The sequence below is a fragment of the Cuneatibacter sp. NSJ-177 genome (genome assembly GCF_022867805.1).
Taxonomy (GTDB): domain Bacteria; phylum Bacillota; class Clostridia; order Lachnospirales; family Lachnospiraceae; genus Pseudolachnospira.
Map to the genome: position 1 here is coordinate 579,262 of NZ_JALIFO010000006.1, position 22,248 is coordinate 601,509.

Here is a 22,248-nt window from a genome sequence, read left to right on the forward strand (position 1 = left end):
AAAGGAAGAGAGAAATAGGAATTAGGAAGAGAGAAAGAGTACGAATGGAAACAGAAGGACGAAAGATGTGGAGGGCGCTGTATCCGGCTCTGGCTTATTGGGGAGTTTCCATGTTGGTCTCCATGCTGTTCAGCGCAGGCATCCTTGCTTATGTCATCTCCCAAAACGGATTGATGAGCGTGGATTCACTGATCGAACAAGCCGTGCTTGTCATGTCGGATTACATGTATGAAATGAATATTGCCAGCGCCTTGGCGGGCCTGCCTTTGATGCTGTTGTTCCGGCGCTGGGATAAGAAGCGGGCTGCCCATATGGGAGGAGAGCGCCGGTTCGAGAAGGTAAAGCCTGGGGAGTATGTTCCGGTTTTGATTCTCGGAGTATCCGCCTGTATCCTGCTGAATAACCTGATGAACCTCAGCGGCCTGATGGGGGTGTACCAGGAAACCGCGGACGAGCTGAGCGGCGTCCTCTATCAGGGACACCTGGCGGTTGAGATTCTGGGCGTCGGCCTCCTGGTCCCGGCAGTGGAGGAGCTGGTGTTCCGCGGGCTTACGATGACGCGGATGGAAGAATACTGGGGCAAACGAAATGCAATCCTCCTTTCCGCCTTTCTCTTTGCCGCTATCCACGGAAATATCCTGCAGGGCCTCTATACCCTGCCTTTGGGGCTGCTGCTTGCTTATGTGTATGCCAAATACCGCTCTTTGGCCGCGCCGGTTTTATTCCATATTGCGGCCAATCTGATCTCGGTTACGGCATCGGAGCTGGGATACCTGGATTTCATGGCAAAATCCGAACCGCTCTACTGGGCGATCACGGTGGGCATGGCGGTGGTGGTGCTGGCTGCGCTCTATGCGATCCAGAACCGCATCTTTGTGAAAGAGATTACCAAACAGCCGGAAGCTCCTTCGGATGGCATTTGATGTCCATCCCACGGTAATAGCCGAGCACTTCTCCGTCGGTGTGAAGCGGCAGCGGCGTGTTTAGGCGAAGCGAGGCCTCCCGGCAGCGGATCTGCCGGACGCCGCGAAGCCGGACGTGGCGGCCGCCCAGCAGGGCGAAGAGAAGGACAAGGGTGAAACGGAGTCTGGATTTTGCGGTTACGACGCACAAATCCAGATATCCGTCATCAGCCTCTGCTCCGGGGGCAAAAGGAAAGCCGCCGCCTTCGTAGGGAAGGTTGTGGCAGGAAACGAAGGCGATATTTTTGAGCGGGATCGTTTCCCCGCCCTCTATTTTTAAGGTTCCGTCGGTGAGACGGCAGAGGATAATCTGTTTGATTCCGATCAGAAGGTAGGAGATTTTACCGAGATGAAGGGCGTTAAACAGATTTTTTACTTTGGTTTTATTGATATTATGACAGACAGCCGCGTCGTACCCCATTCCGCAGCTGACGAGAAAACGGCGGGAGGCTGGCCGGTTTTCTTCTCCGTAGAGGACAGCGCCGTAATCCAACTGGTAAAAATATTTGGGGTTCAGGATGTGATCCAGAGCCTGTTTGGGCTCCGGTGGCAGTTTCATGCCGCGGGCAAAGTCATTTCCGGAACCGGTGGGAAGGTAGCCGAGGATCGGGGCGTTTTCCATGTGGAAACCGTTCAGAGCCTCATTGAGGCTCCCGTCTCCGCCCATGACCGCGACGATCGGGGCGGGATCTTCTTTTTCTTCCGTCAGCTTCGCGGCCAGCTTGATTCCGTGTCCGGGATATTCCGTGAGAACGCATTGGTAGTTCAGGTCTTTGGGAAGAGAAGCCTTCAGATCTCTCCAGATTTTTTTCCCTTTCCCGGAGCGGGAGTGGGGATTGATGATGAAACGAAGCATAGCGAGTCCTCCTTTTGTTCAGTATAGCACACAGAGCGGAAAGTTGTGCCGTTTTACGAGAAAATTTTACAAAAAAAATTGCAGGAAATGCTTGACAATTTTACAGGAAACAAGTATACTATCTAAGCGGTCGGCAAACAAGACGAGCCGCGGACATGGGGTCTTAGCTCAGCTGGGAGAGCATCTGCCTTACAAGCAGAGGGTCATAGGTTCGAGCCCTATAGGCCCCAGACCCAAATATGGCGGAGTAGCTCAGTTGGCGAGAGCACACGGTTCATACCCGTGGTGTCAGGGGTTCAAATCCCTTCTCCGCTACGCCTTATATACAATACGCCGAGACAGAGGGCAGCCCTCTTGTCTCGGCATATTTGTATTTCTGACACACAAGCGTTTCCGATTGCTTTTGGCTTATCGAGCAAATCGAAATTTTCTTGAAATGAAAATCAAAAAGACTTTATCTGCAATATTGTCCCGCATGTGGGTGCAAAATGTGTGGGATGATCAGCATAGGAGATGACTTACAGCGCACAGCGGGAAATAAAATTCCGGTATTCCGGTGGAATATGGCGCAACGTCATATTGCTGATAATAAATTACTCCATGGCAAGACTCCAAATAGAAATTATTTTCGTCAAACGCACTTCTTGACAAAACTCTGAAATCATCAAAAAATGATCCCGGATTTGCGCTTAATCTTTCTTCAATTTGTTGATTGATACAATTTTGAAGTTGAAATAATGAAGAAGGAAAGAGCGGGTATATGTCGTTAAGTTTTATTCTAGTACCAGTATTAAAATTCCATGTATCAGATGTTCGTTTTGTTTCTCCGTGAGCGCCGCCCATATAGGTGTAGGTGTCTGTGTAAAGGCTAACAATACATTGGGCGTTATACGTTATTTTGTATGATGAAACAAAAGTATAGCTGTTTGCCGGCTGACCCTCTTGACTGTATTTCAAGTCATTAACTGCCTGTTTAAAAAGTGTGTTTCGGCAATAATCCTCAGCTCTTTTAGCGGCACTGAAGTAATAATCATTTATGATTTGTGCAGCGGAGACATCACATGATGTATGGAAAGAGGGATAGGAAATTTTATAATCAAACACAAATGTGTTATCAAAATACATTTTATCTTCCAAAGTCTTTCGAGCGACAATCTGCATAACAGCCTCTAACGAAAGGAGTTATATTAGTCTATTCAAAAGGTTAGAGGCGGTGAAAAGATCCATGTATTGATATCCGGATACAGAGCTGGTCATCTCAGCGGCGGCCTCTGTCCGCTCTACGGTCAACAATCTTTTTTCTTTCCGATCATCTTCCAGGAAAGCGCTGGCGCCTGCCCCGGCCGCCCCCGTTAACGAAGAAGCGGTGGATTCCTGCGTGAAAGCGTTTGTGTTTTTCGTCTCATCGGAATCAGAGGAAAAGACAAATTTCCAGAGCAAAAAAACAGCCAGCGCACAGATGGCAAGTGCGATTACAGCGAGAATGACTCCTCGTTGAATGTTCTGACGTTTCTTTTTACGTCTGCTGCGCACGCTTTGCCGAACCACCCGCTCACTGTAGGAGACATTTTCCTGCCTCGCTCTTCCTGAATTCTGGGTTTGGAATTGGATCTCTCCGCCCCGTTCCTGGGTTCTCATACCACTGTTTTGACCGGCGGGTCTCCGTCTGGCAGGCTGGCCGGTATTTTTCGCCCCTGCGTTCCGATCATTGGGGTCCGGCCCGTCCTGCTGAGGAATTCTCATTTTCACCCGGCAGTCATAGCAGAGATAATATCCGGGGTATTTCGGTGTGGTTACCATTTGTTTTCCGCAATGTGGACATTTCATTGTTTCTCCCCCAACACGTAAAATTTGATGGATACGGATTCACCGTCTCCAAACGTTCCATCTGGCTTTCCCAGATTCCCCTTGTCGTCCAATAACAATCTGAGTATAACATGAAAAAAATATAATTTCAAGAATATTTAAAAACATTAGTTTCGGAGCCTCGCGCGAATCAAAAATAGAAAAGAACGTCAAAGATTCACAAGCTGTTCCGTATAAAGTCAGGAATCGGAAACCGGTATTTAAAATTTGCACACCATCTAAAAATTAACCACTGATTTCCCCGGACAACCTTGCTATAATTTTCATACAGGTTCCGATTCGGAGCAAGAAAAAGGAGGGTAAAAGATGGAGTACAGGAGGAATGGGAAAAAACGATGGTGCAGCCTTTTGCTGGCGGTCTGCCTGACGCTTAGCCTTACGGCCTGCAGCAGCGGTGCGGCGGCAACCACGCAGGAAAGCACGGTTCCGGCCGTGGAAACAACGGCGGCAGCGACGACGGCAACAGCGGCTCCCACCGAGGCGGCAACAACGGCGGAGTCCGTAAAAGCAGATGTTCCGGAGAAATCTGACGCATTGGCGGAGCCCATGTCCCGCCCGGTACGGGTGGCCAGTATCTGTCTGGCGCCGGGCTATTCCACAGAGCCGGATGCGATTTTAGCCGAGATCGACCGCGTAGGCGCAAACGGTGTGGATCTGGTGGTGACGCCGGAAGTATGGACCGGAGAGACGGCGGAGCCGGATGGAGAGGATTATACCTCGCCGGTGCTGGACCGGGCCAAGGAAGCTGCAAAAAAATACAGCACCTATCTTGTCGTCTGCATGGGAAGATATGCCAGTGACAAAGAATCCCAGGCAGCGCGGGATGCCGATACGGATGGCGTCTGGAAGGACGTGAAACGTTTTAAATACAACAGCTGCTTCCTGATCGACCGGGAAGGAAAGATTGTCTATATTTACGATAAGGTTTATCCGTATCCTCCGGAGTTTAATACGGCGGACGGTGTGGAGATGAATTTTAAGGAGATGACCGAGGCTCCCATGCAGGAAGAAGCGACGCTCCCCGGAACCCATGCAGGGATCTATGACTGTGATTTCGGCAGACTGGGCCTGGCGATCTGCTTTGACATGAATTTCCCTGAGCTGTGGCGTCAGATGGCAATTGAAGGGGCCGAGCTGGTGGTGTGGCCTTCCGCCTACTCCGGCGGAAGGAACGCAAGCGCGCGGGCGGCGGCCAACAATTACTATATTGTATCCTGCACCGGCATCGGAAAGGGAGACTGCCGTGTGGTGGATGTCAACGGAGACGAGCTGATCGTTCAGTATCCGGAAGCGGGCGCGGTGACCAACACGGTGGAGGTGACTTTGAATCTGGACCGCACGGTCTTCCACAAGAACTTTAACGACGGCAAGATTGAACAGATCTTGAAAGATTATCCAGGAAAGGTGGAGGTCGATAAATCCCTTTATTACGAGGAAGAGTGGATGATTCTCTGGACTACCTCGGACGGCCTGACCGTAAAAGATCTCTGTGAAGAATACGGCCTGGTGCCTCTTCGGGAATTTAAAACCACAGCGGTGGGCGATTATGTGGACGGCCTGAGAGGCGGCCATATCTATTGGAACGAGTGAAAGAGATGAGATTGGTGGGGAACTTTGCGAAAGCAGGTTCCCTGCCTTTTCGGCGTTTGGTGAAAGGACGATCGGAGAATGGGAAAATGGCGGAGATGGGGTCTGCTGCTCTTTCTGCTATGCCTAAACGGCTGCGCTGGAAAACAGGAGGATCCCTATGTGGTAGGAATGTCGGTAATGGCGATGGGAGCGCCGTTTATGGAGGGAATGGTGCAGGGCGCCCAGAAGGAGGCAAAGGCCCAGGGAATCCAGCTTGTGGTCTGTGATGCTTATGGGAACATGGAAAAGCAGATGAACCAGATTGCGGATTTGGTGGCAAGAGACGTGGATGCCCTGCTGATTCAGCCGAAGGATATCGGCTGCCTGGCTTCCTCGGCGGAAAAGGCAAGGGAGAATGGGATACCGGTTTTTTGTATTGATACCAATCTGGAAAGCGACGCGGTAGCTTGCTGGATCGCCTCGGATAACCGGGAGATGGGAAGGGAGGGCGCCCGGCTGCTGGCGAAGCTTTTGTACGGGAGGTATGGAGCTTACCAGGGAAAAGTGGTGAATTTGATGGCGTCCCTGACTTCAACCTCAGGCATCCAGCGTTCCGAGGGGTTTCTGGAAGTGATGCAGGATTACCCTGAGATCGAGATTGTCGCCACGCAGAATACCGATCTGTATTTGGAGGAGGCGCTGACCGTCACTTCGAATCTGCTGCAGAAATTTCCGGACTTGGATGGGATTTGGTGTGCCGGGGACAATGCCGGACTCGGCGTCATCCGCGCAATTGAACAGGCGGGCCGTTTTTATCCGGCAGGCGAGAAAAACCACATTTACGTCGTGTCGGCGGATGGGGCGGCAGAGGCCCTGGAAGCGGTCCGAAACGGCGAGATGGACGCCTGCGTGTCCCAGAACCCGGTTCATATGGGACAGGCTGCCATGGGACTGATTGGGGAGTGCCTGCGCACGGGTGAACTGCCGGACAAGCCTTTTTACGACTGGCCGTTGTTTTTGATCACACCGGAGACAGTGGACTCGAAGGAGCATCAAAAATATGGGATCTGGTCGGAGGAGCTGCAATGAAACGAGGAAAGAACGGGAAGAAAAAGGGGACTGGCTGGCTGCCTCTCTTGATCATGCTGGCGTCCCTCCTTGTATTTTTTGGCGTGATGGCGGATGGGTTTTGCACGGCGGCCAATCTGATCAATATTTTGTTGCAGAGCAGCACGATGGCGATGGTGGGGATCGGCCTTTCCCTGGTATTAATCGGCGGGAACTTTGATTTTTCCTGCGGCGCCGTCATCGCATTCACGGGGTGTATGTGCGCCCGCCTGCTGGCGGCGGGGATCCCCTCCGGCCTTGTCCTGATCGCGGGGGTGCTGCTGGGGGCCGTACTGGGAGCAGTAAACGGAATCTGTGTGGTGTGGATTCCGGTATCCTCCTTTTTGCTGACGATGGTGACCTCCCTGATTTTCCGCGGCTGCGCTCTGGCGCTGGTGGGGAGTAAAAATTTATACGGCCTGCCGGAAAGCTTCTGCTTTCTGGGAAGCAGTGCAGTCTGCGGTATTCCAGTACCGGTATTGGGGACGGGAATTTTACTGCTGCTGTTTACCTTGCTTTTATCCGGGACAGTCTACGGACACCGGCTTTATGTGACCGGAGGCAGTAAAAAAACGGCAAGAATGCTGGGATTTGAGCCAAAGCACGTGACTTTTGTCTCTTACGTTCTTTCCGGGAGCCTGGCTGCTGCCGCCGGAATCGTGCTGACCGGGAGGATGGCCTCCGCCAATGCTTCGATGGGGGAAGGGGTGGAGCTCTATGTTCTGGCGGGCCTTGTAATCGGCGGAGTCTCCATCGGAGGAGGGCGAGGGAAGCTGCCCCAGGCGCTGGCAGGCGTTCTTTTAATCGGGGTGCTGGTCAATGGAATGAACTTCCTGGATTTACCGCCCCATTACGGGGATTTAATCCGAGGACTTTTAATATTGTTCGCCCTTTCCTGCGAAATGCTGCGGGGAAAAGCCGGAAGAGAAAGAGAGGAAATGGATGTATCGTTTGATCATCGCGGATGATGAAAAGAAAATTTGTACGCTGATCCAAAAACTGGGATGCTGGGATGCGCTGGGAATCGAAATTGTTGCCGTCTGCGGGGATGGGCTGGAGGCGTTGGAGAGCATTTTAGAGAAAGACCCCGATATTGTTCTTACGGATATCCGGATGCCGGGATTGGACGGCTTGGAACTCGTGAGGCAGGCGGCGGAGAAAGGGAAGCATCCCTATTTTATTGTTTTAAGCGGCTATCAATATTTTGAATATGCCCACACGGCGATGAAGTATGGAATTGCCGACTATCTGCTCAAGCCGGTCAGTGGGGAGGAATTAAATCAGACCTTGAAAAAAACTTGCGAGAGCCTGGCGCAGCGCCGGAAAATCCGTCAGGCCGAGGAGGAGCTGGAGCAATGGAGAAAGCATCAGCGCCAAGATCAATACGAGAAGCTGTTTCGGGATCTGCTGGATCCGCCGGAAGCTGTTTCGGATCATCCCGGAGAGTGGAAAGAAAAGTACGGCCTGGACTTTTCCTATTCCCGGTCTCAGGCTTTTTACCTTGGCTGCGGGGCAGCCGGGGACATGGATCGGATCTCCTTCGGGCAAAAAATTTTGGAGCTGGGGGAGAAGGTACTGAACGGGGAAAGAATCCTGGCGTTCCTGGGAATCTGTGAAGACGGGATCGGCGGAGTTTTAAATTTTGAACCGGAACGGTCGGACGGGGCAAGGAACCGCCTGGACGCCTTTTTTCAGGATGTTCTCTCCTTGGCCCGGCGGCAGGGGCTGCGGACAGTGACCCTTGGGGTCGGGAGCGTGGCAGACGCTCTCTCCGGTCTGCCTTCTTCAATGGCGTCAGCCAGAGAGCGGGAGCGGGCGAAGGCAGTGTTGGGAGGAAACCGGATGATAAAAGAGGAAGACTGCTGTTTTTCCCGTCTGCCTCTGGAAATGATCCTGGATAAAAAGCGCAGGAAGGCGTTTGAGATTTGTCTGGAATCTTTTAATCCGGAGAAAGCGGCCGCCTGGTTTGACAGCTGGGAACGGCTGGAGCAGGGAAAGCCCCGGATCGACCCGGAGCGGCTTTTTGAGATCCGGGAGTGGGTTTTGGAGCGGTTTCGGGATTTTTGCGGCGCCGTGGAAGTAATTGGGGCCGGCCGGAAAGTGGATTGGATTCGAAAGCAGACCGGTCAGGCGGCGGGGATCTCGGAGTTCTTTCTTTTGCTCGCGGAGGGCATTGTTCCGTTTTTGGGAGAACTTCGGGATCAAAAGCAGCAGGAGGAGAGCCGTCCGGTTCGCATGGCAAAGGCTTTTATCGAAGAAAATTATCGGCGTCCCCTGGGGCTTGCCGAGGTGGCCGAGGCGGTGGGACTGTGCGAAGCCTATTTTAGTTCTAGTTTCAAAAAATATACGGGAACCTCTTTCACGGAATATCTGAATGAAGTAAGGATCCGGGCGGCGAAAACGTACCTGCGAACCACCGCCTATACCAATGGGGAGATTGCGGACCTGGTAGGATATGCAGATGACAAATATTTCTTGAAAGTATTTAAGAAAAGCACGGGAATCCGTCCCGGAGAATACCGGAAACTTCATTACAGGGAGGGGGGAAGACATGGGATGTAATCAAAAGGTGACCGGCCCTGCCGCGTGGTACGGTTCGGCAACCGCACTGCTGCTCCTTTTTCTTTTGTGGGCGATGGGTTACCGGATGGGGGCCCTTGGCCTGCTCTGTTTTTTCCTGGCGGCAGGACTGGTCTGCTCGGAAAAATGCCGCCGCAGGCAAGAGGCCCGCTGCCGCAGGGAGACACAGATTACGGATTGGGTCAACAGCCCGGAATTCCTTCGGTTTTTTACCGGGGAGGAGGGACCGGAACTGGTTCCGGAGCCGGTCCGAAAAGCAGTTTTTTCAGCCAGGGAGGCGGGACGGAGTAAAAATCAGTCGCAGTCGCTGCGGGCTCAGATGGAATATGCGGCCTTGCAGAGCCAGATCAATCCCCATTTTTTGTATAATACTCTGGATGTCATCCGGGGGCAGGCGCTGGAAATTCAGGCCCAGGAAATTGCCTTGATGACGGAAAAGCTGTCCCGCTTTTTTCGGTACAGCATCGGGAAAAGAGGCGACCTGGTCACACTGGCCGATGAGCTGAAAAACACGGAGGAGTACTTTTATATCCAGCATTTCCGGTTCGAGGACCGCTTCACATTGACTGTGCTGGGGGAAAAGGAGGTTATTGAGAACTGCTATATCCCGAAAATGACCTTTCAGCCCATTGTGGAGAATGCGATTTTTCACGGTCTGGAAAAGAAACGGGGAAAAGGCAGGGTAACCATCCGGATTCAAGCCCTCGCCGGGCGTCTGGAAATTCGCATCGCGGATGACGGCATAGGGATGACGAAGGAGAAGGCGGAGCGGATTATGGAACGGCTCCGCCATCCCGAATCGCAGCGCCCGGAGCCGGGAAAAAAGCATGGGATTGCGCTGATCAATGTGAACCGCAGGCTGAAATTGCTGTTTGGGGAGGAATATGGCCTCCACATCAACAGTCTGGAAGAGGTGGGCACGGAGGTGGAAATCAGCCTGCCCTATGTGGACGATGAATCCAGACAAAAATACCGGAGCATACTGCCGGAGGAAGGGGCCGCAGAGTGAAAGAAGAGTATCTGCGCCTGGTTCATGCAGAAGGAAATGGATGGAAGGATGTCAATTTGACCCTGATCCGGGGAGAGATCGTATTTTTGGCAGATCCCGGAAGAGACGGAGCGCGGGTTTTCAAGGATTGGGCGGAGGGAAAAACAGGGCGGATGAGAGGCTCCTATTTTCTGAGAGGGGAAAAGATACCGGGCTCCTGGTTTCCCGGTCCGGATGCTGTAATCCTGGATGGAACCATGCGGTATTCCGGCGCGGTGAGCGTGGCACAAAATCTGTACGGCGTCGGGCCGGAGGGCGGCTTTTTCCGGGGGAAACGCAGGATCGGGCGACTGGCGGATGCCGCTTTAGTGGGAGCGGGGCTGGAAATTTCGCCGCACCGGCCGGTTTGGGAATTGAATCCGTTTGAGCAAACGCTGCTGGGACTTGCGGATGCCTGGAAGAAAAAGGCCGGAATTTTGATCTTGGACGGGACCGGCAATTCCTTTGGGGAAGCGGAATATCAGTATCTGGGGGAGCGGATGTCCCGGCTGACGGAGCGGGGGACCTGCGTTTTGATTCTGGCGGACCGAGCGAATCCTCTCCTGGAATGGGCGGACCGATCTGTTTTACTGGAAGACGGAAGAGACCGGATGGTTTTTTATGAGCCGTCGAAACTGCGCCGGTATCTGGAACAGAAAAGGCAGCCGGGCTCTTTGCCGGAAGACACGGCGTCAAGGGGACGGGAAGTCCCGCTGGACTTATCTTTTTCAGGCGGGATTACAGGCATCCTGGCTCCCGAATGGGGATTGCAGGAGACGATGCCTGCATATTTAAACCATTTGTCCGGGGCACTTTCCCTGCCGCTTCCTTTTTCTCTGGACCGCCGGAGATGGAAAAAAGAGCGAGTCGCCTATGTGCCGGAGGACAGCGGGCATTTCCTCTTGGAGGATCGGACGCTGGGAGAAAATTTGGCAGCCGCCATGACTTCCGAAATCACTTATCCCTGGGGGTGGGTAAAAAGAGGGATGCTGTCTTATCTTGCCAGAGAATTTGCGGAGCGTTTTTCCTGGACCGGCGAAATCCCGCCGTCCGGTTGGAGCGCGTCGGAGAAAAAATGGATTTCGATCTGCCGGATAGCATTCGCGAACCCAAGATACCTCTTACTGGAAGAGCCTCTAAAAGCCGCCTCGGAACAGGAAAAACCCGTCTGGATGGGGTATCTCTCGGAACTTGCGTCGGAAGGCTGCCGCGTCGTTCTCTTATCCCGAAAACGCGAAGAACTGTTCCGCTGGTGCGATACCGTGATCGAGGTGAGCCGGGAACAGGAAATTGGGGCAAAAAAGATCGCCCTGCGGAAGGAAACGGGGAGGGGCGGGCGATAAAAAAGAGGCTCCGGATGGTCTCATCGGACCGCTCAGAGCCTCTTTGGGATGTGATTTTTTGCCGGATCGCCGTCAGGTTAACACTTTTTCATAGATCAGCCCCAAGAGAAACCAGCCTGGGGCATAATCCAGCCGGATTACCCCATCTACATTCAGCTTGGCATCGCTGTAATCCCAGGGACAGACATCGTGTTTTTTTAAGAATTTGCCGGTTATAAATTCTGCGCCGTAGATCAGGCAGGTATAGATACTGCCCCTGACCCAAAAGGGTTTTTTCTTTACCACCTTGGCAACTGGTTTTAAAAGCGCCGCGGATCCGTAGATCGGGAACATAAAGAGGGAAGTTTTTCCCATTAGCTTGTGGTCAAAGTCAGGGCTGGCCAGGGTATGCAGGCTGGTATAGATCAATTCCCAGCACCAGCCGATGACTCCGCACCGGATAAAATTACTTTTCATACGCAAAGTATTCCCAGGCGCACTGCAATTTATAGCGGAAAATTTTTCCGATCAAAGAGAAAACAGCGGACGGCGGGGCGGATCATTGACCGCCGGCCGGAGGTTCGGGCGTTTCCGCCGGTTTCAGTTTTCGGAACAGCCGCATTAAAACAAGCACCGCGGCAGCGGACAGGATGATTTCTGCGGTAAGCTGCGCATAGGCAAGACCGTACAGAGGGAAAATCAAATTTAAAAGAAACAGCGCGGGAATCTCCAGCACGATTTTCCGGAGAATAGCAAAAAGGAAGGATTCCCGTCCCATCCCGGTGGCCTGGAAAACGCCTACCGCCAGGAAATCGATACAAAGAAACGGCAGGGCAAGGCAAAAACCATGGAGGAAGCTGGCGCCGTAGGCGATGATCTGTTCGTTTTTCATGAACAACCCGATCAGACCTTCCGCTCCGATATAGTAGCCCGCAGCGACGGCCAATAAAAACGATACGGCGAGTTTGGCTGAAAAAAGAAGAGTCTTTTTCATGCGGTGAATATTGCCGCTGGCGTAGTTATAGCTGATCAAGGGCATAATTCCCTGGGACAAACCCATGGCGATGTACATCGGCACCATGTTGATTTTCTGCGTAATCCCCATTGCGGCCACCGCATCGGAGCCGAAAGAGGATGTGAAATTGTTCAATACCGTCATTCCGGTTACGTTCAGCAGGTTCTGGATGGAAGCGGGAATCCCCACGCCGCAAACGCCAACGAGAATCGTTTTTTTCAGGCAGAACATCCGGGGGCGGATACAGACATAAGTATTTTTTCTCTTGCCATACAGCAGGACGAAGAAATAAACGCAGGCCACGCAGTTGGAAAGGAAGGTGGCAAGCCCTGCTCCTTCCGCGCCCATGTTCAGCCCCCACGGAAGGATGAAGATGGGATCCAGGATGATATTTAAGAGGCAGCCGCTCATCGTGCCGATGCTGGCGTGCAGGGCTGACCCCTCTGCGCGGATCAGATAGGCCATCACCACATTCAAAATGGATGGCACGGCTCCCAGGGAAACAGTCCATTTGGCGTAAGCCGCCGTGGTCGCCGCTGTCTCGGTGCCGGCCCCCAGCATGGGCAGGAGCTGCGGCTGAAACGTGGTGTAGAGAAGAGAAAACAGGAGGCCGAAAAAGATGGAGCAGTAAAAACCAAAGGCAGAGCTTCGGTAGACCGTATCGTAATCTTTTCTGCCGAGGGCCCGGCTCATCATGCTGGAGCTGCCCACGCCGAACAGGTTATTAATGGCGTTGAAGGCCAGCAGAAGAGGGGCCGCCAAGGTGACGGCCGCATTTTGTATGGGGTTATTCAGCATGCCGACGAAATAGGTGTCGGCCAGATTATAGAGAACCATAACCAGAGAACTGAGAATGGTGGGTACCGCCAGTTTACCGACTGCCTGAGGAATCGGCGTCCGCTCAAACAAGTCAATTTTATTTGTATGATCCAATTTTGTTTCCTCTGTATTCCATTTTTGTCTGTTATCCTGAAGCCATTATACTCCTTTTATCTGCTGGGTTCAAGAAGGTTTAAATGCTGGAGGCGGGAAACAAAAACACTTGACATACAGCAAGATCTGTGCTAGTATGTGAAAAAATTAAAAGCGTTGATGGAGAAAAGTAAAGCAGTCTGCTGTTCCAGAGAGTGAGGGTAGGTGAGAGCCTCGCGCCAGGGATTGCCGGAAAGAACACTCCGGAGCTTCAAACTGAAACCAAAAGGGAGTAGGGGAGACGGGATGCTTCCGTTACAGGGCTAGCGTTTCAAAGGCGAACGCGAAAAGGAGGCCGTAGGCAAGGCGGCAATTTAGGTGGCACCGCGGATAGGCAGCTATTCGTCCTGAATTTGATTCAATGGGACGAGGAGCTGCCTTTTTGTTCCCGGAAAGAGAGGATTTTTTATGTGTGCAATCTTTGGTTATGTAGGTCACGACATTCCGGTGGAAACTCTGCGGGACTATCTCCTGCGCACGGTGCGGCGCGGGCCGGACGATCAAAAACTGGTGGAAACGGAGTTCGGGGCGATTGGCTTTGACCGGCTGGCAATCATGGACTTGTCGGACGATGGGATGCAGCCCTTTGAGAGGGACGGCAGCTGGGTGGTCTGCAATGGGGAGCTGTACGGTTTCCGCACAATGAAAAAGGAGCTGGAAGCGGAAGGCTATGAGTTTCACAGCGAATCGGACTGTGAACTGCTGCTTCCCCTGCTCCAAGAATACGGGCTGGAAATGTTCCGCCATCTGGACGCGGAATTTGCCTGCCTGATCTATGACGCAGCCTCCCGGCGCGTGATCGCGGCTAGGGACCCCATCGGTATCCGCCCGCTGTTTTTCGGCTATTCCGAAAGCGGGCATATTGCCTTTGCCAGCGAGGCCAAATGCCTTGTGGGCTGGGTGAAGGAAGTTTTCCCGTTTCCGCCCGGCTGTTATTACTGCGAGGGTAAATTCGTCCGCTATGCCGATATTGCGGCAGTCGCCCAGTACCGCCATGAAGAACTGGATACGATAACAAAAAATATACGGGAAAAACTGATTGCCGGTGTGGAGAAAAGGCTGGACGCGGATGCACCCATGGGATTTCTGCTCTCCGGCGGCCTGGATTCCAGCCTGGTCTCGGCGATTGCCGCAAGAATTCTAAAAAAGCCCATCCGCACCTTTGCGATCGGGATGGATACGGATGCCATTGACCTAAAGTATGCAGGGCAGGTGGCGGAGTATCTGGGATGCGAGCACACCGAAGTGATTATGACAAGAGAGCAGGTGCTCCGGTCTCTGGAGACAGTGGTCGCAGCGCTGGGGACTTACGATATCACGACGATCCGCGCCAGCATGGGGATGTATCTGGTCTGTAAATATATCCATGAGAACACGGACGTCCGCGTTCTGCTGACCGGAGAGATCTCCGACGAATTGTTCGGATATAAATACACAGACTTTGCGCCGAGCGCCCAGGCGTTCCAGGAGGAGGCGGAAAAACGTCTCCGGGAGCTGCATTTCTACGATGTACTCCGGGCGGACCGGTGTCTCGCCGATAACAGCCTGGAAGCAAGAGTGCCTTTCGGCGATCTGGATTTTGTCCGCTATGTCATGTCCATTGATCCGGAAAAGAAGCAGAACCGGTATGGAAAAGGAAAATTTCTGCTTCGGAAGGCATTCGAGGAAGGGGGCTGGCTGCCGGAGGAGATCCTTTGGAGGGAGAAGGCGGCGTTCAGCGACGCGGTGGGCCACAGCATGGTGGATGATCTGAAAGCGTACGCGGAGAGTCTCTACACAGACGCGCAGTATGAGGAGAAGAGAAAAAAATATTCCTTTGCCCGGCCGTTTACCAAGGAGAGCCTTCTCTACCGTGAAATCTTTGAACGGTACTACCCCGGCCAGGCAAAGATGATTCCGGATTTTTGGATGCCGAACCGGTCCTGGGAGGGCTGTGATGTGGATGATCCCAGCGCCAGAGTGCTGAAGAACTACGGGGACAGTGGAAAATAGTGGGAATATTCCGAAAAAGAGCGAGGAAGGCGGTAAAGAGAAGAAACAAAAAAGAAAATAAGGATGTTTGACAAAAGAGACGGAAATTTATATAATGTAATAAATTTTATAGATTCGTGAAAAACAGATTATCATACGAAGGAAGCGAGAGACAGGATGAACCTGCAGCAAATCACCTATTTTAAAGTCATTGCGGAGTTGGAGCACTATACGCGGGCGTCGGAACGTCTTTTAATTTCCCAGCCCAGTCTGAGCTATGCGATGTCCGAGCTGGAGAGGGAGTTGGGGGCGCCGCTGTTTCAAAAAGCAGGCAGGGGTGTGACGCTGACGAAATACGGCAAGTCTTTTTTAAAGCATGCGGAGCGGTCGCTTTTGGAATTGGAGGAAGGAAAGCAGGAGATCGCGCGGATGCTGTATCCGGACCGGGGGACCATTGTCCTGTCCTATGCCAGTTCCATGGGATTTAATTTCATCCCCTATATCGTCAGTTGCTTTTACGAGGAAGCCGGGAATAAGGAGATCGAGTTTATCTTTGAGCAGAGGCCGACTCCGGAGACGGTGAAACTGTTTCAGGATGGAATCATCGATATTGGCTTCGGTTCCAAAACGGACAGTCCGGACATGGTTTTTTCGCCGATCTACACAGAGCGCATGGTGGTTGTGGTGCCTTTCGGCCATCCCCTCGCCGGCCGGAAATCCGTACGCCTGGAGGAGATCGAGGGGGAAGGCCTGGTGACATGGAAAAAGTGCTGCGCCAGCAGGCTTGAGATTGAGCACCTGTATGAACAGGTGGGAATCACGCCGCGGATCGCCTATGAGGTGCAGGATGAGGTGATGATTACGGGAATTGTGGCAAAAGGCCTGGGAGTCGGGATCGTCCCCCGCCTGCTGGGGCGGGACTACCAGAATGTCACGATGCTGGATATTGAAAATCTGGAGGCCAGCCGGACCATGTATATGATCTGGCCGAACAATTATTTTTTCTCCCCGGTGGCCAGGAAATTCCGGGATTTCGTGATCCGGCGTATGGCAGAATTCCGGGAGGAGACCGTGCGGTTTTGAAATTTTGACTAGGGCAAAACATAGGGAACAGCTTGTAGCGATACAGGCTGTTTTTTTGTTTAATTAGGAAGTTTTATTCAATCATAGAACCTGTCTATCATTCCGATAAAGAGCCGGTATTTGTGCTAAATGAGAATACACGTTACAATCATATCAGAAAAAGCGGAACAGAAACGAAGAAAATATATATGTATTCTGTCTAAAGAGGAGGAAACAAAATGAACTCGTATGAGCGGCTTCGTGCAATGGTGGAGGGACGACCGGTAGACCGTCCCGGTGCAACGATCTGGAAACACTTTTTCCTGGAGGACCGGGTGGTCGAGGACTCGGTGAAAAAGCACACGGCCTTCCAGGAGCAAAACCAGTGGGATCTGATCAAGATCATGTCCAACGGGGTTTACTTTCAGGAACAGTACGGGGCGGACATCACCTGGTCCCGCCACCAAAACGATTTCCCTTCCACCAACAAGCGGATTGTCAACAGCCCCAGGGGCTTCCGGGATTTAAAGCCCGTGGATGTAAAGACTGGCGCGGTGGCGCGGGAGGTGGAGGTGGCAAAACGCTTGGTGGACAAGTACCATGGGAAGGTGCCGGTATTGGCCACGGTCTTCACACCGGCCACCTATGCCATGGAGCTTTACAACGGCTGGCAGAACCCCTGGCCCTTTGCGGATTTGATCCGGTATTACAGGGACGACCTGGAGGCGGGCTTAAAGGTTATCACCGAGGTGACCCGGAATATCATCGAAGAGTTTGTGAAAGCCGGAGTCGACGGAATCTTCTATTCCAGCCAGTTCATGAACGATAAACTGTTTACCCCGGAGCTGTACCGCCGTTTCGGAGTCCCCTATGATCTGGCAGCCTTTGAGCCGGCTGTAGGGAAGACCTGGTTTAACATGATGCACGTCCACGGCCAGACCAATCTGTTCATGGAATTTGCCGCGCAGTATCCGCTGGAAGCCGTGAACTGGGAGGACATCATCACCAATGTTTCCCTGAAAGAAGGAGCGGAGAGAATGCCGGACAAGGTGGTGGTCGGCGGCGTGGAGCGCTGGCAGGATTTCCGGGTGGAAGACCGGGAACAGCTGCTGAAAAACATGATCGCCCGCGTGAAGGCGGCCAGCGAATCCGTTCCCAGCGGGAAGCTGATCATCGCGTCTGGCTGCGCTCAGGGAAGTGATATTCCGGAATACCGGTTCAACACGTTAAAGGAAGCCATGGATCTGGTCTTCGGACCGGACCGGTAAATCCGGCGGATGCAAGTACAGGACAGAAGGAGGAAGAAGAGATGAAAGAGAAGAAAATGAGAGCTATGGCGATCGTTCTGGCGGCGCTTTTGATTTCCGGCTGCGGCGTAAGCGGCGAAGGGACGACGGCGGCATCATCAGCCGGGACGGCGGCCGGCACTACCGAGGCTGCGTCCACGGCTCAGGAAGCCACCGGCGGGACAGGGAACATCACCAAGCACACGCTGGCGGCCTCTGTGCCCCTGACCGGCACCATGATGCAGTACGGAACCTCCTACAAAAACGCCATGGAGATGGCGGTGGCGGACTTTAACGCGGCCGGCGGCCTGAACGGCGAGGATGTGATCCTGGAGGTCTATGACGACAAGGGAGAGCAGAAGGAAGGTATCAACGTAGCCAATATGATCATTGGAAACGAGGACACCTTCGCCATGATCGGAAGCTACGGTTCCAGCGTTTCCATGGCGGCGGCCCCGGTCTATCAGGAGGCAGGGATGCCGATGATCTCCCCCAACACCTCCCACCCGGATTACCCCGATATGGGAAGCATGATGATTCCTTTGGCATGTAAGTCGGAGGTCGTGTTCGGCGAGGTGGCTCAGAAATTATTTGATCAGTTCGGAGCCTGTAACCTGGCTGTGATCTATCAAAACACGGATGTGGGAATCACTACATTGGACGCGGTGAAGGAAAGATTTGAATCCCTTGGCGGGACTGTCTGCGCGGCGGAGACCTTTGTCCCCAACCAGACGAAGGATTTTACCCCCCTGCTGTCAAAAATCAAAGCAACGAACCCGGATATCCTGTTCCTCGTGGCCGAGTACAGCGACGGCGCGTCCATTGTTCTTCAGTCCAAGCAGCTTGGGATGGAGGATGTGCAGCTGGTCGGCGTGGGAAATGTATTTAAACAGGAATTTTTGGATCTGGCCGGAACCAAGGCAGACGGCATGCTTTTGATGGGAATCAGCCGTATTTACACGCCGGAAATCATGGAGAGCAGCAGTTTTGGCACGTATACGGAAGACATTGTCAAACGGTACAATGAAACCTACGGCGCTAATGGCATTGCCTTCGACAACTTTGCAGCGCTGGCTTATGACGCAGCCATGGTGGCCATGAATGCGGCGAAAAACGCAGGAACGGACAACACGGAGGCGTTGGTTCAAGAGATTAAGAAGCTGAATATCCCGCTGTGCGCCGGGGACGCCCATTTCGATGAAAACGGCGATTTGATCCGCGAGATCTTTGTCTTCTCGGTTCAGGACGGAACGTTTGTGTTCGAGGCCAGCAAGTAAGGGCGAAAGAGGGGGCATGCCATGTTTTTACAGCAGCTTATCAATGGAATTACCATCGGCAGCACCTATGCGCTGGTCGCGATCGGCTATTCAATGGTATTCGGCGTACTGGAATTGATCAATTTTGCCAACGGCGCCGTGTATATGCTGGGAGGTTACCTGACTCTGATGCTGTACACCGGCCTGGTTGGAAATTTCGGACTATCCTTTGCCCTGGGGATTTTGCTGACAGGGGCCATCGGGTACTGCATTGACCGGTTCGGGCTCCGGCGCCTGAGAGCGAAAAAGGTGCCGAAAATCACCGGACTGATCACCACGCTTGGAATTTCCACGATCATTGAAAACGCGGTGCGGATTTTCTTCGGGAGCGAGACGAAGCCCTATCCCAACAGGATAGACTTCGGCCAGATTACGTTGGGAGGGGTGACCATCTCCTCCTCCCAGATGATCATTTTGCTGGTCTCGGTCTTCTTGATGACCATTACCTCCCTGATGGTCTACCGGACAAAGATGGGAAAGGCTATGCTTGCCATTTCCCAGAGCCAGGAGGCTTCCCTTTTGATGGGAATCAATGTGAATGCGATTATCTCCCTGACCTTCATCATCAGCTCGGCGCTGGCAGCGATCGCCGGAACCATGGTCGGAATGTACTACCAGAACATCGATGCGTCCATGGGCTTTTCCGTCGGCATGAAGACCCTGGCCTCCGCCGTTTTGGGCGGTGTCGGCGTCCTGCCGGGTGCCATGGTCGGCGGTGTTTTGATGGGAGTATTTGAAACCTTGGGAGCCAGCTACATCAGCTCCGGCTACCGGGACGCAATTTCCTTTGCAATTCTAATTATCGTGATCCTATTCAAGCCGTCCGGGCTTTTCGGACGCAAGCAGATCACTAAGGTATAAGGAGGGCGGCATGAATAAAATTTTTGAGTTTTGCGCGCGGAATACCTGGAAGCTTTTGGGGACTCTGCTGGTTCTCTTAGCGGTATTTCCGTTCGTGTTCACCTCCTCCTATATCCTCCGGATCGCGATCACCGTGCTGATGTTTATCGTGCTGAGCCTGAGCCTGAATCTGCTGATCGGCTATCTCGGGCAGATGTCCATGGGACACGCCGCCTTCTGGGGAATCGGGGCTTACACCGCGGCGATTCTGTCCACCAAGCTGAATGTCAGCTCCCTGGGGACCTTCCTTGCTGCCATGCTGGTGGCCGGCGTTTTCGGATTGCTGCTGGGGCTCCCGGTATTGAAACTAAAAGGCTATTATCTGACGGTGGTGACCCTGGGTTTCTGTGAGATTATCCGTCTGGTGGAGCTGAACTGGATGGATTTGACCCGCGGATCCCTTGGGATTGCCGGGATCCCGCCGCTAAACTTCTTCGGCAAAGCCTTTAAGAGCAGCCGGAGCGTGTACTTTATCGCGCTGCTCTTGGTGATCTTTACGGTCTATCTGGTGCACAGCATCATCAACTCCCGGATCGGCCTTGCCATCATGGCGATCCGGGACGACGATGTGGCGGCGGCCTCCATCGGCATCCATGTCTTTGTGTACAAGGTGATGGTCTTCATCATCGCCGGTATGCTGGCCGGGCTGGCGGGAGCGTTTTACGCCCATTACATCAGCTTTATCGATCCCAGCGGCTTTACGACCGGCCAGTCCATGGAGCTGGTGATTTTGGCCATCTTCGGCGGCCTGGGCAGTATTCCTGGCGCGATTTTAGGGGCTACGATTCTGACTGTTCTGCCGGAGACTATGCGGGCGCTGATGGAATATCGCGGGATGATTTACGGCATTATTATCGTTGTCATGATGCTGGTGAAACCGGACGGGCTGCTGGGACGGGTGAACTTTAAGTACATCCGCCAGCGCCTGTCGGCGGAAAAGGCGAAGAAGCAGGAGGGGAAAAGCCATGAGTGAGGTGTTAAAGGTTGTGGATGTGACACAGCGTTTCGGCGGCCTGGTAGCTCTGGCCGGCATCCATCTGTACATCAAGCCAGGGGAGATCGTCGGCATCATCGGGCCAAACGGAGCCGGGAAGACAACGCTGTTCAACGTCATTACCGGAATTTATCACCCGACCGAGGGAAAGGTCTATCTGGAGGGCGCCGACATCACCTCCTATAAAACCCATCAGATCGCCAAGGCCGGATTTGCCAGAACCTTCCAGAACATCCGGCTGTTCGGTAAGCTCAGCGTCATGGACAACGTGATCGCCGGGATGCACACCTGCCGGAAGACCAATCTGCTGGACGCGATTCTCCACACAAAGCGCCGCAGGCGGGAAGGGAGAGAGGCCCAGGAAAAAGCAGAAAGCCTGTTAAAGCTGATGGACCTCTGGGAGGACCGGCATTCCCTTGCGAGCGCGCTTCCCTACGGCCATCAGCGCCGGCTGGAGATCGCCCGCGCCCTGGCCACGGAGCCCAAGCTTTTGCTGCTGGATGAGCCCGCGGCTGGGATGAACGAGCAGGAGACCCTGGAACTGAGGGAAATGGTGCTGCAATTAAAAAAGATGGGGCTGACGATTCTCCTGATCGAACACGATATGAAATTTGTTATGAACATCTGCGAGAGAATTTATGTGCTGAACCATGGGGAGCTGATCGCCCAGGGAACACCCAAACAGGTCTCCCAGGATCAGGCGGTAATCGAGGCATATCTGGGAGAGGAGGAGTGAGGAAATGCTGCGGCTGGAACATGTGGTAGTCAATTATGGAAGCATCCAGGCTCTGCGGGACGTGTCCTTCACCGTGGAGGAAGGCGAGATCGTCACTCTGATCGGCTCCAACGGGGCGGGGAAATCCACAACCATGCGGGCGATCACCGGGCTGAAAGAACTGTCCGGCGGGAAAATTTACTATGAGGACCAGGATATCAGCGGTTGGACGACCCGGAAAAAAGTAGAACATGGGATCATCCTGTCCCCGGAGGGGCGTCAGATCTTTCCCCGGTTTTCCGTACTGGAAAACTTAAAGATGGGAGGGTACCTGCGGACCAAGGCTCAGTGCGAGGAGACGCTCCAGGTGGTCCACGAGCTTTTTCCGATTTTAAAAGAACGGGAGGGACAGGCGGCTGGCACCCTGTCCGGCGGCGAACAGCAGATGCTGGCAGTGGGCCGGGCCATGATGGGAAAACCGAAGCTCCTGCTGTTAGATGAACCATCCCTGGGACTGGCGCCATTGATCGTAAAGGATATTTTTCATCTGATCAAGCAGATCCGGGAAATGGGGACCACGGTCCTTTTGGTGGAGCAGAACGCCAGGAGCGCTTTGAAAATTTCCGACCGCGCCTATGTGCTGGAGACAGGGAAAATCGTGCTTGCGGGAACCGCCGGGGAGCTTTTGCGCTCGGACGAGGTTCAGAAGGCTTATCTGGGAATGTAAA

The 22,248-nt window shown here is 53.3% G+C and carries 20 protein-coding genes, 2 tRNA genes and 1 other annotated feature; of the genes, 17 read left to right on the forward strand and 5 right to left on the reverse strand.

What is annotated here, in order from left to right:
• The first annotated feature begins 44 nt into the window (after window positions 1-44).
• On the forward strand, window positions 45-923 hold the full coding sequence (locus tag MUB23_RS10595; protein WP_244800455.1) for a CPBP family intramembrane glutamic endopeptidase: 879 nt from the start codon (window positions 45-47) through the stop codon (window positions 921-923).
• Here MUB23_RS10595 and MUB23_RS10600 read toward each other — a convergent pair.
• A complete protein-coding gene (locus MUB23_RS10600) occupies window positions 886-1,818 on the reverse strand; it encodes a diacylglycerol/lipid kinase family protein (RefSeq protein ID WP_244800456.1) in 933 nt (310 codons plus the stop codon). The genes MUB23_RS10595 and MUB23_RS10600 overlap by 38 nt on opposite strands.
• 157 nt (window positions 1,819-1,975) lie before the next feature.
• On the opposite strand from MUB23_RS10600, the gene MUB23_RS10605 reads away from it, so the two are divergent.
• Both MUB23_RS10605 and MUB23_RS10610 read left to right on the forward strand, forming a co-directional pair.
• Window positions 1,976-2,048 (forward strand) — tRNA-Val (locus MUB23_RS10605).
• 11 nt (window positions 2,049-2,059) lie between these two features.
• Window positions 2,060-2,133 (forward strand) — tRNA-Met (locus tag MUB23_RS10610).
• A gap of 186 nt (window positions 2,134-2,319) precedes the next feature.
• Here MUB23_RS10610 and MUB23_RS10615 read toward each other — a convergent pair.
• Both MUB23_RS10615 and MUB23_RS10620 read right to left on the reverse strand, forming a co-directional pair.
• Window positions 2,320-2,979 (reverse strand): DUF3298 and DUF4163 domain-containing protein, encoded by a 660-nt coding sequence (locus tag MUB23_RS10615; RefSeq protein ID WP_244800457.1) that lies wholly within the window; start codon window positions 2,977-2,979, stop codon window positions 2,320-2,322.
• Window positions 2,980-3,000: 21 nt separating this feature from the next.
• Window positions 3,001-3,645 carry a hypothetical protein gene (locus tag MUB23_RS10620; RefSeq protein WP_244800458.1) on the reverse strand — a complete coding sequence of 215 codons (645 nt, stop codon included), beginning with the start codon at window positions 3,643-3,645 and terminating at the stop codon, window positions 3,001-3,003.
• A gap of 345 nt (window positions 3,646-3,990) precedes the next feature.
• Here MUB23_RS10620 and MUB23_RS10625 point away from each other — a divergent pair, with 345 nt between their 5' ends.
• The 6 genes from MUB23_RS10625 to MUB23_RS10650 all read left to right on the forward strand — a co-directional run bounded on the left by MUB23_RS10625 (window position 3,991) and on the right by MUB23_RS10650 (window position 11,310).
• The gene (locus tag MUB23_RS10625) at window positions 3,991-5,274 is read left to right on the forward strand and encodes a carbon-nitrogen hydrolase family protein (protein WP_244800459.1); all 1,284 of its coding nucleotides are present in this window, start codon (window positions 3,991-3,993) and stop codon (window positions 5,272-5,274) included.
• A gap of 78 nt (window positions 5,275-5,352) precedes the next feature.
• Window positions 5,353-6,342 (forward strand): sugar ABC transporter substrate-binding protein, encoded by a 990-nt coding sequence (locus tag MUB23_RS10630; protein ID WP_244800460.1) that lies wholly within the window; start codon window positions 5,353-5,355, stop codon window positions 6,340-6,342.
• Window positions 6,339-7,328: an ABC transporter permease gene (locus MUB23_RS10635; protein ID WP_244800461.1), complete on the forward strand. Its 990-nt coding sequence runs from the start codon at window positions 6,339-6,341 to the stop codon at window positions 7,326-7,328. Before MUB23_RS10630 ends, MUB23_RS10635 begins: the two co-directional genes overlap by 4 nt.
• A complete protein-coding gene (locus tag MUB23_RS10640) occupies window positions 7,303-8,922 on the forward strand; it encodes a response regulator (RefSeq protein ID WP_244800462.1) in 1,620 nt (539 codons plus the stop codon). Before MUB23_RS10635 ends, MUB23_RS10640 begins: the two co-directional genes overlap by 26 nt.
• The gene (locus tag MUB23_RS10645) at window positions 8,912-9,949 is read left to right on the forward strand and encodes a sensor histidine kinase (protein WP_244800463.1); all 1,038 of its coding nucleotides are present in this window, start codon (window positions 8,912-8,914) and stop codon (window positions 9,947-9,949) included. Before MUB23_RS10640 ends, MUB23_RS10645 begins: the two co-directional genes overlap by 11 nt.
• Window positions 9,946-11,310, forward strand: a complete 1,365-nt coding sequence (locus MUB23_RS10650; protein WP_244800464.1) for a hypothetical protein — start codon at window positions 9,946-9,948, stop codon at window positions 11,308-11,310. Before MUB23_RS10645 ends, MUB23_RS10650 begins: the two co-directional genes overlap by 4 nt.
• A 72-nt stretch (window positions 11,311-11,382) precedes the next feature.
• On the opposite strand, the gene MUB23_RS10655 is transcribed toward MUB23_RS10650, so the two are convergent.
• Window positions 11,383-11,766, reverse strand: coding sequence for a putative ABC transporter permease (locus tag MUB23_RS10655; RefSeq protein WP_244800465.1), 384 nt, complete (start codon window positions 11,764-11,766; stop codon window positions 11,383-11,385).
• An 82-nt stretch (window positions 11,767-11,848) separates the two neighbouring features.
• On the reverse strand, window positions 11,849-13,237 hold the full coding sequence (locus MUB23_RS10660; RefSeq protein ID WP_244800466.1) for an MATE family efflux transporter: 1,389 nt from the start codon (window positions 13,235-13,237) through the stop codon (window positions 11,849-11,851).
• 147 nt (window positions 13,238-13,384) lie between these two features.
• Window positions 13,385-13,629 (forward strand) — a binding site (T-box leader).
• Between the two features lie 55 nt (window positions 13,630-13,684).
• Here MUB23_RS10660 and asnB point away from each other — a divergent pair.
• The 8 genes from asnB to MUB23_RS10700 all read left to right on the forward strand — a co-directional run bounded on the left by asnB (window position 13,685) and on the right by MUB23_RS10700 (window position 22,247).
• Window positions 13,685-15,268 (forward strand): asparagine synthase B, encoded by a 1,584-nt coding sequence (asnB, locus tag MUB23_RS10665; RefSeq protein ID WP_244800467.1) that lies wholly within the window; start codon window positions 13,685-13,687, stop codon window positions 15,266-15,268.
• Between the two features lie 156 nt (window positions 15,269-15,424).
• Window positions 15,425-16,330, forward strand: a complete 906-nt coding sequence (locus MUB23_RS10670; RefSeq protein WP_244800468.1) for a LysR family transcriptional regulator — start codon at window positions 15,425-15,427, stop codon at window positions 16,328-16,330.
• 218 nt (window positions 16,331-16,548) lie between these two features.
• Window positions 16,549-17,577, forward strand: a complete 1,029-nt coding sequence (locus MUB23_RS10675) for a uroporphyrinogen decarboxylase family protein (RefSeq protein WP_244800469.1) — start codon at window positions 16,549-16,551, stop codon at window positions 17,575-17,577.
• A 41-nt stretch (window positions 17,578-17,618) separates the two neighbouring features.
• A complete protein-coding gene (locus tag MUB23_RS10680; protein ID WP_244800470.1) occupies window positions 17,619-18,872 on the forward strand; it encodes an ABC transporter substrate-binding protein in 1,254 nt (417 codons plus the stop codon).
• A gap of 21 nt (window positions 18,873-18,893) precedes the next feature.
• Window positions 18,894-19,772, forward strand: a complete 879-nt coding sequence (locus tag MUB23_RS10685) for a branched-chain amino acid ABC transporter permease (protein ID WP_244800471.1) — start codon at window positions 18,894-18,896, stop codon at window positions 19,770-19,772.
• Between the two features lie 10 nt (window positions 19,773-19,782).
• Window positions 19,783-20,784, forward strand: a complete 1,002-nt coding sequence (locus MUB23_RS10690; protein ID WP_244800472.1) for a branched-chain amino acid ABC transporter permease — start codon at window positions 19,783-19,785, stop codon at window positions 20,782-20,784.
• Window positions 20,777-21,541: an ABC transporter ATP-binding protein gene (locus MUB23_RS10695; protein ID WP_244800473.1), complete on the forward strand. Its 765-nt coding sequence runs from the start codon at window positions 20,777-20,779 to the stop codon at window positions 21,539-21,541. The genes MUB23_RS10690 and MUB23_RS10695 overlap by 8 nt, the downstream gene beginning before the upstream one ends.
• 4 nt (window positions 21,542-21,545) lie before the next feature.
• The gene (locus tag MUB23_RS10700; protein ID WP_244800474.1) at window positions 21,546-22,247 is read left to right on the forward strand and encodes an ABC transporter ATP-binding protein; all 702 of its coding nucleotides are present in this window, start codon (window positions 21,546-21,548) and stop codon (window positions 22,245-22,247) included.
• Window position 22,248: the final 1 nt, after the last annotated feature.

Excerpts from the sequence above, each read along its gene's own strand:
- MUB23_RS10595 (WP_244800455.1), top strand. The coding sequence starts at position 45 with ATGGAAACAGAAGGACGAAAGATGTGGAGGGCGCTGTATCCGGCTCTG.
- MUB23_RS10600 (WP_244800456.1), bottom strand. The coding sequence starts at position 1,818 with ATGCTTCGTTTCATCATCAATCCCCACTCCCGCTCCGGGAAAGGGAAA.
- MUB23_RS10615 (WP_244800457.1), bottom strand. The coding sequence starts at position 2,979 with ATGCAGATTGTCGCTCGAAAGACTTTGGAAGATAAAATGTATTTTGAT.
- MUB23_RS10620 (WP_244800458.1), bottom strand. The coding sequence starts at position 3,645 with ATGAAATGTCCACATTGCGGAAAACAAATGGTAACCACACCGAAATAC.
- MUB23_RS10625 (WP_244800459.1), top strand. The coding sequence starts at position 3,991 with ATGGAGTACAGGAGGAATGGGAAAAAACGATGGTGCAGCCTTTTGCTG.
- MUB23_RS10630 (WP_244800460.1), top strand. The coding sequence starts at position 5,353 with ATGGGAAAATGGCGGAGATGGGGTCTGCTGCTCTTTCTGCTATGCCTA.
- MUB23_RS10635 (WP_244800461.1), top strand. The coding sequence starts at position 6,339 with ATGAAACGAGGAAAGAACGGGAAGAAAAAGGGGACTGGCTGGCTGCCT.
- MUB23_RS10640 (WP_244800462.1), top strand. The coding sequence starts at position 7,303 with ATGTATCGTTTGATCATCGCGGATGATGAAAAGAAAATTTGTACGCTG.
- MUB23_RS10645 (WP_244800463.1), top strand. The coding sequence starts at position 8,912 with ATGGGATGTAATCAAAAGGTGACCGGCCCTGCCGCGTGGTACGGTTCG.
- MUB23_RS10655 (WP_244800465.1), bottom strand. The coding sequence starts at position 11,766 with ATGAAAAGTAATTTTATCCGGTGCGGAGTCATCGGCTGGTGCTGGGAA.
- asnB (WP_244800467.1), top strand. The coding sequence starts at position 13,685 with ATGTGTGCAATCTTTGGTTATGTAGGTCACGACATTCCGGTGGAAACT.
- MUB23_RS10670 (WP_244800468.1), top strand. The coding sequence starts at position 15,425 with ATGAACCTGCAGCAAATCACCTATTTTAAAGTCATTGCGGAGTTGGAG.
- MUB23_RS10675 (WP_244800469.1), top strand. The coding sequence starts at position 16,549 with ATGAACTCGTATGAGCGGCTTCGTGCAATGGTGGAGGGACGACCGGTA.
- MUB23_RS10680 (WP_244800470.1), top strand. The coding sequence starts at position 17,619 with ATGAAAGAGAAGAAAATGAGAGCTATGGCGATCGTTCTGGCGGCGCTT.
- MUB23_RS10685 (WP_244800471.1), top strand. The coding sequence starts at position 18,894 with ATGTTTTTACAGCAGCTTATCAATGGAATTACCATCGGCAGCACCTAT.
- MUB23_RS10690 (WP_244800472.1), top strand. The coding sequence starts at position 19,783 with ATGAATAAAATTTTTGAGTTTTGCGCGCGGAATACCTGGAAGCTTTTG.
- MUB23_RS10695 (WP_244800473.1), top strand. The coding sequence starts at position 20,777 with ATGAGTGAGGTGTTAAAGGTTGTGGATGTGACACAGCGTTTCGGCGGC.
- MUB23_RS10700 (WP_244800474.1), top strand. The coding sequence starts at position 21,546 with ATGCTGCGGCTGGAACATGTGGTAGTCAATTATGGAAGCATCCAGGCT.